The sequence below is a fragment of the Maridesulfovibrio pacificus (SeqCode) genome, assembly GCF_048612815.1.
In the GTDB taxonomy this organism is placed as follows: Bacteria; Desulfobacterota; Desulfovibrionia; order Desulfovibrionales; family Desulfovibrionaceae; genus Maridesulfovibrio; species Maridesulfovibrio pacificus.
The window spans coordinates 186,402-201,872 of sequence record NZ_JBLZNE010000001.1 but is presented as its reverse complement, the minus strand read 5'-3'; the positions used below and the strand labels follow the sequence as shown (position 1 = coordinate 201,872).

At 46.6% G+C, this 15,471-nt stretch carries 17 protein-coding genes; 6 read left to right on the top strand and 11 right to left on the bottom strand.

Going from position 1 to position 15,471, the window contains the following annotated elements:
* Position 1: 1 nt before the first annotated feature.
* From yidD to rpmH, 3 genes are read right to left on the bottom strand one after another with little or no spacing between them, the layout of a single operon-like run.
* Positions 2 to 250: a membrane protein insertion efficiency factor YidD gene (gene yidD / locus ACNI23_RS01045; protein ID WP_420246199.1), complete on the bottom strand. Its 249-nt coding sequence runs from the start codon at positions 248 to 250 to the stop codon at positions 2 to 4.
* A gap of 14 nt (positions 251 to 264) precedes the next feature.
* Positions 265 to 639: a ribonuclease P protein component gene (gene rnpA / locus ACNI23_RS01040; protein WP_420250545.1), complete on the bottom strand. Its 375-nt coding sequence runs from the start codon at positions 637 to 639 to the stop codon at positions 265 to 267.
* Positions 627 to 761, bottom strand: a complete 135-nt coding sequence (gene rpmH / locus ACNI23_RS01035) for a 50S ribosomal protein L34 (RefSeq protein WP_015850946.1) — start codon at positions 759 to 761, stop codon at positions 627 to 629. Before rpmH ends, rnpA begins: the two co-directional genes overlap by 13 nt.
* Before the next feature lie 375 nt (positions 762 to 1,136).
* Here rpmH and ACNI23_RS01030 point away from each other — a divergent pair, with 375 nt between their 5' ends.
* Both ACNI23_RS01030 and ACNI23_RS01025 read left to right on the top strand, forming a co-directional pair.
* Positions 1,137 to 1,787 carry a lactate utilization protein gene (locus ACNI23_RS01030; RefSeq protein ID WP_420246198.1) on the top strand — a complete coding sequence of 217 codons (651 nt, stop codon included), beginning with the start codon at positions 1,137 to 1,139 and terminating at the stop codon, positions 1,785 to 1,787.
* A 134-nt stretch (positions 1,788 to 1,921) separates the two neighbouring features.
* On the top strand, positions 1,922 to 2,668 hold the full coding sequence (locus tag ACNI23_RS01025; RefSeq protein ID WP_420246197.1) for a UPF0280 family protein: 747 nt from the start codon (positions 1,922 to 1,924) through the stop codon (positions 2,666 to 2,668).
* 1 nt (position 2,669) lies between these two features.
* On the opposite strand, the gene ACNI23_RS01020 is transcribed toward ACNI23_RS01025, so the two are convergent.
* Positions 2,670 to 3,161: a hypothetical protein gene (locus tag ACNI23_RS01020; RefSeq protein WP_420246196.1), complete on the bottom strand. Its 492-nt coding sequence runs from the start codon at positions 3,159 to 3,161 to the stop codon at positions 2,670 to 2,672.
* Between the two features lie 22 nt (positions 3,162 to 3,183).
* Positions 3,184 to 3,477, bottom strand: a complete 294-nt coding sequence (locus ACNI23_RS01015) for an MTH1187 family thiamine-binding protein (RefSeq protein WP_420246195.1) — start codon at positions 3,475 to 3,477, stop codon at positions 3,184 to 3,186.
* Positions 3,478 to 3,588: 111 nt separating this feature from the next.
* Here ACNI23_RS01015 and ACNI23_RS01010 point away from each other — a divergent pair, with 111 nt between their 5' ends.
* Both ACNI23_RS01010 and ACNI23_RS01005 read left to right on the top strand, forming a co-directional pair.
* Positions 3,589 to 4,512 (top strand): radical SAM/SPASM domain-containing protein, encoded by a 924-nt coding sequence (locus ACNI23_RS01010; RefSeq protein ID WP_420246194.1) that lies wholly within the window; start codon positions 3,589 to 3,591, stop codon positions 4,510 to 4,512.
* A 211-nt stretch (positions 4,513 to 4,723) separates the two neighbouring features.
* Complete coding sequence (locus ACNI23_RS01005) at positions 4,724 to 5,488, top strand: SAM-dependent methyltransferase (RefSeq protein WP_420246193.1); 765 nt, start codon at positions 4,724 to 4,726, stop codon at positions 5,486 to 5,488.
* 39 nt (positions 5,489 to 5,527) lie between these two features.
* Here the strand turns inward: ACNI23_RS01005 and aroC are convergent, their stop codons facing one another.
* Positions 5,528 to 6,580: a chorismate synthase gene (gene aroC, locus ACNI23_RS01000; protein ID WP_420246191.1), complete on the bottom strand. Its 1,053-nt coding sequence runs from the start codon at positions 6,578 to 6,580 to the stop codon at positions 5,528 to 5,530.
* A 1-nt stretch (position 6,581) separates the two neighbouring features.
* A complete protein-coding gene (aroL, locus tag ACNI23_RS00995) occupies positions 6,582 to 7,112 on the bottom strand; it encodes a shikimate kinase AroL (protein ID WP_420246190.1) in 531 nt (176 codons plus the stop codon).
* A 274-nt stretch (positions 7,113 to 7,386) separates the two neighbouring features.
* Here aroL and ACNI23_RS00990 point away from each other — a divergent pair, with 274 nt between their 5' ends.
* On the top strand, positions 7,387 to 9,891 hold the full coding sequence (locus ACNI23_RS00990; protein WP_420246189.1) for a mechanosensitive ion channel domain-containing protein: 2,505 nt from the start codon (positions 7,387 to 7,389) through the stop codon (positions 9,889 to 9,891).
* 41 nt (positions 9,892 to 9,932) lie between these two features.
* On the opposite strand, the gene ACNI23_RS00985 is transcribed toward ACNI23_RS00990, so the two are convergent.
* From ACNI23_RS00985 to ACNI23_RS00970, 4 genes are all read right to left on the bottom strand, one after another.
* Entirely contained in the window at positions 9,933 to 10,349 is a 417-nt protein-coding gene (locus ACNI23_RS00985) for a rhodanese-related (seleno)protein (RefSeq protein WP_420246188.1), read from the bottom strand.
* 106 nt (positions 10,350 to 10,455) lie between these two features.
* Positions 10,456 to 11,799, bottom strand: coding sequence for an APC family permease (locus ACNI23_RS00980; RefSeq protein WP_420246187.1), 1,344 nt, complete (start codon positions 11,797 to 11,799; stop codon positions 10,456 to 10,458).
* 157 nt (positions 11,800 to 11,956) lie between these two features.
* Positions 11,957 to 12,295 carry an STAS domain-containing protein gene (locus tag ACNI23_RS00975; RefSeq protein WP_420246185.1) on the bottom strand — a complete coding sequence of 113 codons (339 nt, stop codon included), beginning with the start codon at positions 12,293 to 12,295 and terminating at the stop codon, positions 11,957 to 11,959.
* Positions 12,296 to 12,399: 104 nt separating this feature from the next.
* Positions 12,400 to 12,849, bottom strand: coding sequence for an ATP-binding protein (locus ACNI23_RS00970; protein ID WP_420246184.1), 450 nt, complete (start codon positions 12,847 to 12,849; stop codon positions 12,400 to 12,402).
* Between the two features lie 126 nt (positions 12,850 to 12,975).
* Between ACNI23_RS00970 and ACNI23_RS00965 the strand changes: the two genes are divergently transcribed.
* Positions 12,976 to 15,471: an ABC transporter ATP-binding protein/permease gene (locus ACNI23_RS00965; protein WP_420246182.1), complete on the top strand. Its 2,496-nt coding sequence runs from the start codon at positions 12,976 to 12,978 to the stop codon at positions 15,469 to 15,471.

Below are 15,471 nucleotides of genomic sequence, written 5' to 3'. Positions count from 1 at the left end.
CTCAGATCATGCCGGGACTGCGCGGTGGAATTTTTTCATGGGCGGGAACGGGATCGAATCCGCCCTTACATAGCGGATTACAACGCAACAGACGCCACAAAGTATACATCCCCCCTTTTAGCACTCCATGAAGGGATATAGCCTCTATGGCGTATTGCGAGCAGGTTGGATGAAAGCGGCAACACCCCGGAAATAACGGGGATATAAACTTCTGATAAAAGCGTATCGGGTAAAGAAACAGAGTCCGCATTCCCTGATTTCTCATCACTCTCCGCCACAGGAAAGCTTATTTATCTTTCCGACCATGGGGAGAAGTTCTTTTTCGGCAAGAGCATAGGTTATGGTTTTGCCGTCCAGAGCACGCTTAGGCACAATAATTATGTCCGCACGCACCTGAAAAAGTTCCTGATTTATCCTGAAAAAACTTCTCAAAACCCTTTTAATCCGGTTCCTGACAACAGCAGGCCCCTTCTTTCTGCTCACGGTAAGGCCCAAACGGACCCCGCTGGGGCCGCTACCATGACACATCACAAAGAGAATAAAACTCTTTGTGTAGAGCTTTTTTCCCTGCTCATAGCAGAGATCAAATTCAGGCTTCCTAAGGAGCTTGTGCTCCTTTTTCCAACTTAAACGGCTAATCTTTTACGACCCTTTGCACGACGTCTTGCGATAACAGCACGACCGTTTTTGGTGCGGGAACGAACGAGAAAACCGTGGGTTCTTTTTCTTCTACATTTGCTAGGCTGGTAAGTTCTTTTCATTGTTCTATTTCTCCAAAAATTAATAACGTTAGTAGAGCCGGAGAACAAATTCCGGCTACGAGGAACGGGAACATATATCCCCTACTTCAGATATCGTCAAGAAATGTTTTCAATGTGACCGTGCAGCTAAGTGCTTTTAATCTCACTCTGAATAATCTATGCTGCTGCAAAACGAAAACAAGTCCGCATAACCCGATGCGGCCATACTGTCAAAGTGAATTCATACATAATGCTGACGTAAAGTTCTCTCAACTGGTTAAATAACTTTTATCACGTGCGCATTTTTTTTTCACCGCTTTTTTCATATATTTTTCAAGCGGTAACTTTTTAACGGTCTCACTCATGTGCGGCTGAAATAATTTCAAGGAGATAACAATGAAACCCGTTCAAACCTTCTGGGACATCAAGCTCGGTGAGATAAAAGAAGTATTCGAAGACAATGGTTACGAAACATACGTTGTAAAAAGTCAGAAAGCTGCAGCTTCTCTGGTGCTCGACAAGATCATCCCCAAAATGAAGCCCAAATCCATCAGCTTCGGCGGCTCCATGACTGTTGTAGACTCCGGCCTTTATGACAAAATCAAAAAACTTCCGAAAGTAAAGGTAATTGACACCTACGATGTCAATCCGCCCATGGCAGAAAAAATCGAACGCCGCCGTCAGTCTCTTTTAACAGACCTGTTCATCACCAGTGCCAATGCTTTCACCGAAGAAGGCGAACTCGTCAATCTGGACGGCACAGGCAACCGCGTAGCTGCCATGGCTTTCGGTCCCCGCAATGTAGTTGTACTTGTAGGCCGTAATAAACTTTGCCCCGATCTCGATGCTGCTGTCAGCCGTATCAAAGAATACGCTGCTCCGGTCAATGCCATGCGCCTTAAGCGCAAGACCCCCTGTGCGGTTACCGGTAAATGTCAGGACTGTAACTCCAAGGATCGGATCTGTAATGTCTGGGGAATCACTGAAAAGTCCTCACCTCAGGGACGCATCCACGTAGTATTCATCAACGAAGATTTAGGCTTCTAATTTTATTGCCTTCGGCGGCCAGAGGGAAAAACTTTTGCAAAAGTTTTCCCCTCTGGATTCCCCTTTTCAGAACCTTTTAGTTGGCTTCGCCGTCTAGCGCGACTGACTTTCCCTGACGACGAACAGGACCCATCTTGAGTAAGAAAATTCATACTGATCACACCCGCAGTTATCGTAAAAATGTTGCCCTATCGGGCAGCGAGACCTCTTTTCAGGTTGTTGTCGAACAGACTGATTTATTTATTGTTGCTGAAAAGACCTTAAAAGAAGAAGCACTCGATGCTGTCCATGAAATTCGTGGTATTCTGCAGGCCCATTTCGTGCTCAATCCTGATTTCGCAACCAGCCTTGTACCTGTTGCTGTTCCTGCGCAGGTACATCCTGTGATCAAAGCTATGGCTGAGGGCGCACTTGCCTGCGGAGTTGGTCCCATGGCCGCTGTAGCCGGGGCAGTAGCTCAATATGTTGCGGATAAACTACTGCCATTTTCTTCCAATGTTATTGTGGAGAACGGCGGCGATATTTACATGCATTCGACTTCAACACGCAAAGTGGCCCTGCTTTCTGAGCCTGACTCAGGGGCAAAAATAGGCCTCGCAATCGAAGACGGGGACTTCCCGCTTTCCATCTGTTCATCCTCTGGAACAATCGGACATTCTCTTAGTCTCGGCAGCGGCGATCTGGTTACTGTCCGCGCCAAGGATGCACGGTTTGCCGATGCCGCAGCAACCGCCCTTGCAAACCTGCTCAAATCTCCTGCCGATGTACCGCTGGTCATAGAAAAAGCCCGCGCTCTCTCGGAACACGGGCTTGATGGTGTTTTTGTACAATATGATTCAAAAATCGGAGCTTGGGGCGATCTGGAATTGATCGCACTTTAAATTACTGACTTACAGCGCGTTCAATGGCCATGAACGGCGGACCGTTGTTGTCTTCACGGCTTTTGTAAAGTGCCATGCGGTATCCAAATGAGATATACAGCGGTCCTGAATCAAGCTTCTCCGGCTTGAGTTCAAAATCAAAAGGAATCCCTTTCCCGTCTTCCAGAGCTTCAGGTGAGAAAACCTGTAAACCTTGGGCCAAAACTTCACCATCCATGTCGCTCAAATAGCCCTGAATCCAAAGTTCACCAATCCACCCGGCCCACATAGGCACGTTGTTTTTCTTAACATAAGCCTTACCACGAAGACCGAAGCTGTCTTTACGCGGCACAATTTCATAATCAAAAGTCATGAACTCCATCTGCATTTTCCGCGGACTTTCCAGCTTCCACGACTGCCGCTCCAAATGCGAAACACCTAGATGAGCACATCCGGACACTGCAAACAATAGAATGCATAGAGCTGCACAGTTAGCAGGCTTCATTAATTTCATCGAATTCTCCTAACCGACCCCGTTAAAGTTTTGATTCCACGGATTTAACTTTACCGTGCAGTCGATCCACAGCGCCCTTACGGCAATCAGCTTTCATCAGCATATAGATTCGCTCGCAATCCGTCTCAAGAGCCTGATAGCATTTAGTGACCACATCCATAACCTCTTCCCATTCACCTTCGATGCAGGTTCCCATGGGACCGAGTTGGCATGGCAGACCGCATTCTCGGATAATTTTCACAACCCTTGCAACATAAGGGCTGACGCTTTCACCTTTGTCTGTGGGAAAAATTGTCAATTCAACAAGAACACTCATTTTCAAATTCTCCGTACACGTTGACACTGCTCGTCAACTCATTATAAGTTCGGCCTCCCGAATACCGACACTTAAATTACCCGCTATAAGTTTTACAAGGAGTAAACTCACATGGGTGAATATTATATGCCTGCGGAAAACGACGGCAAATTCAAACAATTGATGACCTGGATCAAGGACAAAAAACGTCCCCGTCCCTCTTTTCCGCGCGCCATTCAGATTCAAACTACAAGCTATTGTAATGCAATGTGTTTGTTCTGTGGCTGGAAACACACTCATAATACACAGCCTCAGGGCCATATGGAAGATGATCTTTTCAAAAAAATCATCGATGAGACCAGCAAACATTTCATTGGCCGCGTCAGCCCTTATTTAATGAATGAGCCGCTCATGGATAAAAAAATGCCTGAGCGTATCGCCTACATTGAAAAGCACAAGAAGCCTTTCACCCGCACCAAGATCAATACTAACGGTGCCCTGCTCACCGAAGACATGAGTGAAAGACTCATCGAATCAGGTCTGCGACACCTCTGGGTTTCCGTTCAGGGCTATACTGCCGGGACTTACACTGAATCTATGGGAATCAAGAAATTCAACATTCTTGATAATATTGATAAGTTTCTCGACATCAAAGAGAAGAAAGGTGCCAAGCGCCCCAAGGTTTCCATCACCACTCTCGATACCACCATCGTCCACGACGAGCTGGAATATGCGAAAAAACATTGGGCCAAACGAGATGTAACCTTCAAGATTCACCAGCTGGATAACCGTGCCGGGGACGACATCAGCAAATTGAGTGCCCGCAAACCCCAGCTCAAAAGGGACTGTGATCTCTTTCTCAAACAGGCCTACGTGCTTTTTAACGGAGATGTTATCATCTGCTGCCACGACTGGCGTAGAACCGTTGTGGTCGGCAACCTCTACAAAAACACCCTTGAAGAAATCTGGAACTCGGATCATTTTATTTCTTTGATCCGCCAGTATCAGGAAGGTGATTTCACTAACCTTAAGATCTGTAAGACCTGTACTGGCTAGATTTTACAATATTTTGTATGAGACAACAGGCCATAACATCTTTTATGACTTGAACACACAAACATTTAACGGGGATTTTATGAAAAATAGAATAGTAATGTAATCCGTCTGCTGACGGGTTGTTTCCGCGGCAGGCGGAGGACTCCGGTTTTACTATGGTTAAGGCATGAACGTGCCTGTTCCAATAATTTGAAACAACAGGAGTCATCCAATGACGCAGATTAATTACTCAAAATCATCAAAATATACTGATCTGGACACCATCTACGCACAGTGCAGCGGTCCCGGAGGACTGAAACTCAGCGACTTCATGGCCCAGAAAATGGCTATCGAGTCCGGTAAGCGGCTACTTGATGTAGGTTGTAACCGTGGCGTTCAGGCCTGCTTCCTTGCCAAGGAATACGGCGTATCCGTATTTGGCATCGACCCTTGGGATGACCGAATGGACGGCAGACCAATGGTGGAACATGCCCGAGCCAACGCTCAGCAATGGGGAGTGGAAAATCTGGTTTTGACTCAGAAAATAGGTGTACCTGAAACGCACCTTGCATCTGAATCATTCGACTTTGCCACCTCGACAACAGCGCTTGAAATGGTTCGCGGGATCAGTGGCGAAGAAGGCTATATAGAATGCCTCAAAGAAATTCGCCGGGTACTCAAACCGGGTGGTATCTTCGCCTTAGGCGAACCGATGCACCTTAATGTTCCTTTACCTGAAGACTTGGAACCGTACGTTTCACAACCGGAATTTCCGTGGAAGGAATGCTTCAGGACTGTTGACAGCACTGTTGCCGACCTTAAACTAGCCGGATTTGAAATCATCGAGAGCGGCTATGCTCCCGATGCGTGGGACTGGTGGATGGAATTCGCCAAGCATGACCCTTTCTGCAAAAAGGACCCGGACGATGATCCGAAAACCCTTGCTGTAGATAATGGACGCTGGACCAGCTTCGGATATATAATCGCCAAGAAATAAAAAAAAGGGGCAGACTCTCAGAGTCTGCCCCTTTACTTATTAACCCATTCTTCGTTGCAGCAAGATAAAATCCGCCACAGTGAGCATGGCCATGGATTTAAGCACCGGCACAATGCGAGGGATAGCACAGATATCGTGCCTTCCGCCAATCTTAATCTCGGTTGCGTTGCCGTCGCGATCAACAGTCTGCTGCGGTTTGCTGATGGACGGAATCGGCTTCACGTATGCCCGGACAACAATATCCTGCCCGCTTGAAATACCGCCGAGAATACCGCCCGCATTGTTGCTGCAGAAACCATCACCATCCATAAAATCATTGTTCTCACTTCCAAGAGCATCCGCTGCCTTGCATCCGGAACCGATCTCAACGCCTTTCACCGCCCCCACAGACATGAGCGCATAAGCAAGGCGGGCATCCAGCTTATCAAAAACAGGCTCACCGAGTCCGGCGGGCACGCCCTTGATGCATACTTCTACAACTCCGCCAAGGGTATCGCCCTGTGAACGGACTTCCTTGATTCGCTCTTCCCAACTGGGAATGATATCCGGATCAGCAGAGAAGAAAGGCTGTTCGAGCGCTTTTTCGGGAGCTTTGACCTCTCCGTCAATTCCGCCAATTCGTACAGTGTAGGCTTGGCAGCTTATGGATTGCTGACGCAAAAATTCCTGCGCCACAGCCCCGCCGGCCACACGGGAAACAGTCTCACGACCGGAAGAACGCCCTCCACCACGATAATCGCGGAAGCCGTACTTGGCGTCAAAGGTCCGATCCGCATGTCCGGGCCTGTATACATTCATTATTTTGGAATAATCATGGGAGCGTTGATCAGTGTTCTCGATGTGGAAACCAATGGAGGTCCCGGTGGTACGGCCTTCAAAAACGCCGGAAAGAATCTTGACCCGGTCCGCCTCTTTACGGGCGGTGGAAGCAATGCCCTGTCCGGGCTTACGACGGTCCAGCTCCAGCTGAATAATTTCTTCGTTTAATTCAATACCCGCCGGACAACCGTCAATAACTCCGCCCAGTCCGGGGCCGTGGGATTCGCCGTAGGTGGTTACCTTAAAAATCTGGCCGAATGTATTGCCGCTCATATTATTTCTCCCTTTTGCTGAAGGATTGGTAGCTATCTAAAATCTCACTGCAAACATCTTCGATGGAACCGGAACCGTCCGCGACAAGGTTTGCACAACCGGAATAAAGTTCTTCCCGCGCTTCAAGTACTTCGCGGATTTCATCGACAATGGACTTTCCGGTAAGCGACGGACGCTGATCATGATTTGGATCGGTCTGTAGACGATTGGCGAGAGTTTCAACATCCGCTTTAATATAAACGGTAAAATTATCACTAAGCAAAGCCCTGTTTTCCGCACGGACCACAATTCCGCCGCCGCAGGAAATGACAACATTCTGTTTCAGGGATAATTCACGAAGCACCTCTGCCTCCAAATCACGGAAGCCATCCCAGCCATGCTGTTCAACATACTGCGCAATCTCGCAGCCTGCTTTTCGCACAAGCACTTCATCACTATCGAAGAATTCAAGACGGAGCTTATCGGCAAGTTGCTTTCCTACGGTTGTTTTACCGCAGGCGCGGGGACCGATTAGATAAATATTGGATACCATAATTCTCCCGGTTGATAATGGGCTGTAAAAAATGTTTTATTTATCAGATACATTTAGTACAACCAGCAGTGTACATTGAAGAATAAGAATTGCCGACTGCAGAATGCATGTTTGTGGATAGAATTTTCTACCGGACACGATCCGGTCTGTACCGGAAAATTTTCTAGAAAAGATGATCACAGGCAGGACTGTGAGGAAACGAACTGAAAAGCAGTCAGCGGATGCGGTTAATTAACCGGAAAAATAGCAGGCTTGTCAAGCCTTGGAGAAAAACATGCCCTCAAAGACGCAAAAAGGATTGATCCTGATTCTTTCTATTTTACTCTTCACTTTCTCCATAGCCGCACATTCACAGGCCGAAACAGCCACACAGACTTTGCTCAGCATGGTCGAAACTCTCGATGCTGATATCAACCGACAGGACTTGGCTGTAAAGAAGCTCAATCAACATATTCCGGCAATGATCAAGAAGTACGATGCCCAGCTACACACTGCGCAGGTCAGGCTGGATCAGCTAAAAATGCTGCGCGGGATGGCAAAGCAGACCCCGTGGTCGTACCGCACGGTACTCATGCAGCTTGACGATGTAGGGGAATTTGTTCAACTGGCAAAATCAGACCTGCTCATAGAAAAGAACAGGCTCAAGAAGATAAAACAGGGCTTTGATGTCATCAACGAAATCCACTTCAAAACTAAAATCACTGATTCGCTGCTTAAACAAAAACTTGCCACCACCAGAGACAAATACCTGCGCGTCCGTGATGAAGCAGCTACACTTAAAAAGACTCTCGATGCTGCCCTGCTGAAATCAGACAAGTTGATTGAATCCATGAGCGAGGACCTCGAAGTCACTCACAATTTTTATGCTCAAACTTTAAAAAATTTCTATTTTGAACCCAGTCTGGTTCTCTTCTTTCCGCAGGCATGGAATGATCTCGGTTATGCCTTTGAAGAATGGAAGGACAGCTTTACCAAGTTCTACCATCCGCTCATTGTCTGGGTTGACTGGAGTAACTTCCTGATAATTATGAGCGGCATTACCATTGTGCTTTGGCTGATCCTCCGCACATTGGTAAAAAGAATGCTTTGCCGGCCTATGTTCAGCAACCACAGGCTTTCATTATACAACACCGGACTGTTACTCATATCGCTCGGTACGGCGATTCTGTTTGCCCGTGTTTTTACCCTTTTTACGGCCAACCAGATAACCGGCTTAGTATGGACGGAGGCCATAACCTTAGGGGCCATCATCTGCACCCGCAATTTTCTCTGGGCCCGCGAGAAGGTTCAGCCTGCACCGCTGATCTACACCCCCATGTTCATCCTTTGGAGCCTGATGACCGCAGGGGACATCATGCATATGCTGACCCTGCCTGCGGAATGCTTGTCCGTAATCTGGTTCGTGCTCAGTCTCGCCGGACTTGCAGCTCTGCACTTGAACCGCAACCGATACACTCTCCAGATTACCCGTTCCACATCCAAGGCCAACAAGATCATTCTTTCCGGATCGGCTTTTTTCACCCTGTTTGGATTCGGGACACAGGCAATGATGCTGACCCAGATATGGTTCCTCTTTCTGGTAACTATAAAAATCTGTACCGCCCTGAAAACAATACTGATCACAGACCTGCCTCAGCCGGGATACCAGCCTCCTGAAGATCAGGAATTAGATGAAGAAGAACAAAAGAAATTCAAACAGGGACTGCGCGAGGCACAGCATCATAACCAGATGGTGCAGCTTTTTTATCCCCTCTCGGTTTCGGTAATAATTTTTATGTTCATCGGCTGGGCCACATCCTACATGGGCGGTATTCCCTTTGCCCGTTTTGTATTCCGGCACATGGACATGAATATTGCCGGAGCGGATATTTCAATAAAAAATCTTTTCTACATTCTAATTCTTTTCTTTGCAGCAAGACTGGCTCTTTTCTGGCTCAAGTCCTTTGTTAACAACACTTCAATCAATGGACAGAGAATTGAGTCGGCGCTGGCCCATACTTTGTCCACAATCGGATCATACATTGTCTGGGTTGTCTTCCTGCTGACAGCCTTCTTCCTGCTTGGCATACCCATGTCCGCTCTGACATGGATAGCAAGCGGCCTCTCCATCGGTATCGGTTTCGGTATGAAGGATATTGTCAGCAACTTTGTCAGCGGACTGATTATTCTTTTCGGCGGCTCCATCAAGAAAGGTGACACTCTGCAGCACAAGAAGATCATCGGCACAGTTGTTGATGTGTCTATCCGAAATACCACAATAAAAGCGCTGGACAACACCATGATCATCATACCGAACTCCAGCTTTCTGAAAGGTGAGATCGTCAACCTCAACTATCAGGACACCCGTATCAGGGTTACAATCCCAGTCACGCTTGTCCCCGGTTCCAAAGTCAAGAAAGCTAAAAAGATCATGCTTAAGGTAGTCAAGAAGCATCCCAATGTGCTCAAGGACCCGGCTCCGAATATTTTATTCAAACGCTTTGGGCAGTTAGGTTTAGAATTTGAAGTACTTTTCTGGGTCAGGCATTTTGAGCATCAATATCCAACAGAATCAGATATTGTAGATGATCTCGATCAAAAATTCCAAAGCAAGAAAATTAAAGTGGCCTTCCGCGGCATCAAAAATAAGTACAAACCCAAAGGTGACGAGGCAGCTCAGCTTGCAGCGCAGCGTGAAGCACTCAAAGAAAAACGCAAACTTGTCAGCAAATGTTTCAGGTCAGCTGCCCTGCGCAAACACCGCTTTTTGAATAAGATTGAAATGGATAAACCGGAATAAAAAAGAGGGGGATTGCCTTAGCAATCCCCCTCTCTATTTTGTTACTTTGGTTCCACCGGGAAACCGGATCGATGCCATTGATGCCATCCACCCAGAAGCGTGCTTACATTGGTAAAGCCCATCTTCTTCAACTTCCGCCCCACACGGGAGCTTGTGTATTCGTTGGGTCACGCACAGTAGATTATTATCTCAGCATCCTTAGGCAGGTCTGCGGACCATTCCTGTTCCTTCCCCGGCTTGCCGCGGATCGCCCCCTTGATCTTGGAAGAGCTGCCCCGCCAATCCGAACCACTTCGAGAGTCTATAATTACCAGCCCTTCCGAACCCAGCTTTCGTTCCAGATAATCACCTGAAACCCGGGGCACATCCTCAGCAACTGCAGCGAGGGGAAAGACCGCAAAACTCGCCATAACAGCAAGTACTGAAGCAAAGAGAAGCAATATTAAACGGTTGCCCATTATTACCTCCACGTATTTTGTATATTAATAAATGATCAACTTTAGGACTCATTTTAATAATACCAAATCAAAACCGCAGGACAAGTAAAAACAGGCAGAAACGTCTTTATTTATAACTGACGATGTTCAGTTCTTCATCTTCAGGATCATCCTCAACCGCATCACTCTGAACTTCTTCCCCTTCTTCAGAATTAGACGAACTTTCGCTTTCATCTTCAGATTCAACTTCTTCCAGCGGAGGATAGTCGCAGTATTCCTTCATGGTAAAACCAAGAGCAATACCTGCAACAGCAAGACAGCCGATTGTGTAAAGGAAGTAGTTGAGGAATTCGATATGCAGGCAACAGACTGCGGCGGCAATAACATGCAGCCCTAAGGTCAAAAATCTTGGCAAATAGAAACGTCTGGCACGACGCATGGCGATGATACCCAGAAGATCAATCAGTGCGTAGGAGCCGAACCAGAAACAAAGACCTGCGGAAATAAGGGACTCCAATTCATCCTTACCTGCCCAGCCTTTAGCCAGCATGATAGCGATAATTGCGCCCAGAAAAACCGCAGCGCCACCGACAGCGTAGCTGGAATAATCTTCAGCAAGAACACCGCGAACTTTGTACCCGAAAAGACGGAACAGAGCACAAAGCCCTGCAAAAGTTGCGAATACGATTGTACCGCCCATGAGCAGAGTACCCTTGCCTTCAAGAACCTGAGCAGCAACTGCAAGGTGTGGAACGGTAGAATTAAGTAAGTCCTCAGGAGTCGCAACCAGTAAAGCGGCCCAGACGAAAAGACCGAAAGCAACAAGCACCAACAGAATTGCCGGAACCGCACGTGATCCTTTATTTTCATAAACCAGCGGCAGATCAAATCCGATAAAAGCGAACACACCCAGAAAAATCAATTGCATCCAGCCTATAGGCCCGGCAGCAGCCAATCCAGCAGGCATTAATGGAGCAAACATCCCCGGCAACTCGGTCGGATATCCCATTCCTCCGGTCACTGGCTGGTTAACCATCACCGACACATACACAAAGAACAGAAATGCCAGAGTCAAAGTGCCGCCGAAGAGATCTCCGGCATATTTCTTTGAAAGAAAGCAAGACCAGACAGCAAGGGCGAGGATAGTGAATGAAGCACCCAGATTAGGAAATGAATTGATAAAAATTTCATTAACCGCATACCCGGCAATGCCCAGCCATGACACAGCCAGAACAGTCAGAGTAAAAAAGCGGGCTGCATCAAGAAACCCGAAAGCAACACGGTCAACTGGGGTGGCCCGTAGTTCACCGGAAGATAATTTATCCATGCTGCGCGCGGTGCAGATTGCTGAAAGTGCGGCCAGAACCAAAACTCCCAGAAACGCAGCTCCGCCTAATCCGGCACCATGTCCTGCGGCCTCAAGACCTCTCGGTGACATCATTACAGCAAGAGATGTGAATATACCGTTCATTTTATACCCTCCGGTGTATGTAAGAAAGCGCATCGGCTATTATAGCAATAAACAACTATAGTTTCAAAAAACAAAATTCCTGTCCGCTAAAAAAGCGGACAGGAAGCAATATAAACATAAGGTAAGGCCTGAATATGGCCTGATTATTTATAAATGTCTAGAAAGCACCAATACATTCATCCATAGTGTCGTATATGGGCAAGAAGGATACAAATCCTGAAAGGTCAAAGACTTCTCTGATGTAATCCTTAAGAGAACAGAGCATAAGCTTACCATCCCCGCCTTTGAGTTCTCTGGCTGCTTTGAGCAGAACGCGCAAACCGGCACTGGAAATATATTCAAGGTTTTCAAAATCAAGAATAATCTTGCTTTCGCCACCCTGAATCTGGCTCAAAAGCCTTTCTTCAAAATCATTGGATGTATTCGAATCAAGACGACCTTTAAGCTTAAAGGTAATAATACCGTCATTTTTAATTTCACCAACTTCAAGACCCATCTTTTCCTCCGTTTTCCAAATTTACCGTCTGTTAAACGGCACTGCCGATCTGTTAAATATTAAAATCCGCTCTGCGGACTACTTATCTAATTAGGTTTATAAAGCTATTGGATATTTTTGGTCAACGTCAATTTATTACTGCCGTCCTTCCATTCATATTCAATGCTGTCCATCATTTTACGCATGAAATGGATTCCTAATCCACCTACTCTGCGATCCTCACATTTACAGCCCATGTCCGGTTCAGGAGCGTCAAGAGGATTAAATTTCTTGCCGTCATCCTCAATCCAGATGGTAAGTACTCTATCTTTCAGCTCAATGACTATATCAAACTTATGCCTGTCCGACTGGCAGCCGTAACTGACAAGGTTCGTAAAAAGTTCATCAAGCACGAGATTAAGTTCAAACACAGTTTTATCAGAAACACCGTGTTCACTGCCGAAAATTTCTATCTTTTCGGCTAGAACCCTGAGCTCGGAAATATCGGATTTCAGGGAGAATGAAGAAGTGACGCCCGCCTCAGCCTGCGTCGCAGGATTATTTACCAAAACCATATCCTCAATTTTCTCATGTGGGACAGATAGTATGATTACCTTTCATAAGTTAGAAAACCCTTGTCGCTGCGTCAACAAAAAGGTAATAAATTTTTGTTAGATATATAGCCTAAACAGGAGTTGTTAATGATCACCAAGCGTCCGCTAACCTACTGGGTGAAGAACAGCAATATGAAATTGCAGCTCATATTGCTTGTTGTAATCTTCTTTACAGTAGCAGTCAGACTTGTTCCCTTGGAAATGCAGAAGAAAATCATCAACCAAGCCATTAGTATGCGCAAGGTTGACCTCCTCTTCATGTACTGTGGTTTTTACATTGCATCTGTTGTATCAGCCAGCTTGCTAAAATACCTTATCACCGTGCTGCAGACATACATTGGTCAGGAAGCTCTGGCAAAAATGCGTAAGGAATTATACGCGCATATATTAACACTACCTTTAAGCTATTTCAGAAAAGCCAACCCGGGCATGGTGGTATCTTCGCTGGTGACAGAGTTGGCACCGGCCGGTGAATACGTCGGACAATCCGTAGCTGTTCCGGTTACAAACTTGCTCACGCTCATAGCTTTTGCCGGATACATGTTCTTCCTGAACCCAATCATGGCCGCTATTTCCATCGCTCTTTATCCTTTTGTGATCTATCTGGTTCCAAAGCTTCAGAAGAGATCAAACAGGGCCAACAAACAAAGGGTCGATACGACAAGATACCTCTCCAGCCATATCAATGAAACTATTTCCGGCATCCATGAAATTCACGGAAACGGTTCCTATCGCATTGAAAACCGTAAGTACGGCGCCTTTGTCGATCGTCTTTTCAAGATCAGGATTACCTGGATTCTCTATAAACAGGGCATCAAGGTCCTGAACAACTTTTTCCAAAACTTAGGCCCGTTTTTACTCTTCATCGTAGGTGGTTACCTTGCCATTCAGGGCCGCTTCGACCTTGGTGCTCTGGTGGCATTCCTTTCTGCTTATGAAAAGATCTATGATCCGTGGAAAGAACTCATGGATTTCTATCAGGTCCATAACGATTCAGCAGTCCGCTACAACCGGGTCATGGAATACTTTGACACCAAACCAGAGTTCGAGCTTGAGCCTGAAGGACGCGCTCCAGTAAAACTCAAGGGGAATATTGAAGTTCAAAACCTCGGTTTCACCGTGTCCGGCAATATACGGCTGCTTAAGCAAATTAACATGCAGCTTAAGCCCGGAGAGCAAATGGCTCTTGTAGGCTTTTCGGGCAGTGGTAAAAGTACGCTGGCCCAATGTATCTCACAGCTATATAAATACACGGGAGGGTCGGTAAAAATCGACGGCTATGAAGTCGGAGACCTGACCAAGGCCGACATGGTACATAACATGGGCATCGTGGCTCAAGCACCTTTCATTTTCTCAGGGACGATCAAAGACAACCTGCTATATTCCTGTTTAGCTGTCCTTGAGGGGGACCCTGAAGCTGAAGAGAAAATGCCCAGCCGGGATAACATGATTGAGTCAATTCAACAGGCTGGTATTTTTGTTGATGTACTCCGATTCGGCCTTAACACACTGCTCGACCCGGACAAAGAAACTGAACTTTCAGAACGACTGGTCAGAGTGCGTCAAAACTTTCACTCCGATTTCGGCGACAGGCTTGCTGAACATGTGGAATTCTATCAGGATGGAGCATATCTCGACTTCTCGTCCGTAGCAGGCAACATTACCTTTGGGCATGCCAATGACAACACCTTTTCAGGCCGTGCACTGGTTAGCAACGACTACTTCCAGAGCTTCCTCAAGGAAGCGCAACTGGAAACACCGCTACTGAGCCTTGGACGCGAATTAGCCAAGCAGACTGTCGATATTCTCGGTAATCTCCCCCCGGATGAGGTTTTCTTCGAGCAAAGCCCTATTCCTTCAGAGGAATTCGAAGATTACAAGCAGCTTACCGCTCGTATTGACGACATTCCATTATTGGAGCTTGAAGACAAGGACCGCGAAATGCTGTTGCGCCTTGCTCTTGGATTCGTTCCCGGAGTACATAAGATTGTCGCGCTTCCGTCCGTATTGAAAGGGTTAATCCTTGACGGCCGGAAGATGTTCAATTCCAGAATTTCAGAAGATATGCCGCAAGCATTCAGCTTTTATCAGATGGCTGAATTCATCCCGTCGCAAACAATTCTGGATAATATCCTTTTCGGCAAACCTAAAACCGATCATCCAAAGGTTCAGGACGCAATCAACCAATCCATGATCCAGCTGCTCATTGAGGAGGATCTCCTTGAAACAGTTGTTGAATTAGGCATGGAATTCCAGGTTGGCACCAAGGGAGATAAACTTTCCGGCGGACAGTGCCAGAAACTTGCTATCGCCCGAACCTTCCTTAAGAATCCGCCCATCATGATTATGGATGAGGCGACTTCCGCATTGGATAACAGATCTCAAAACCGTATTCAGGGACTGCTTGAAACCAAGTGGAAAGGCAAAGCAACACTTATCTCGGTTATCCATAGACTGGATACTATTAAAAATTATGATAAAGTAGCAGTCATGAAGGCTGGTAAATTGATGGAAGTTGGTCCCTATGATGAACTTATGGCGAAAAAGGGACTTCTTTACGAACTCGTACACGGAGCACATTAG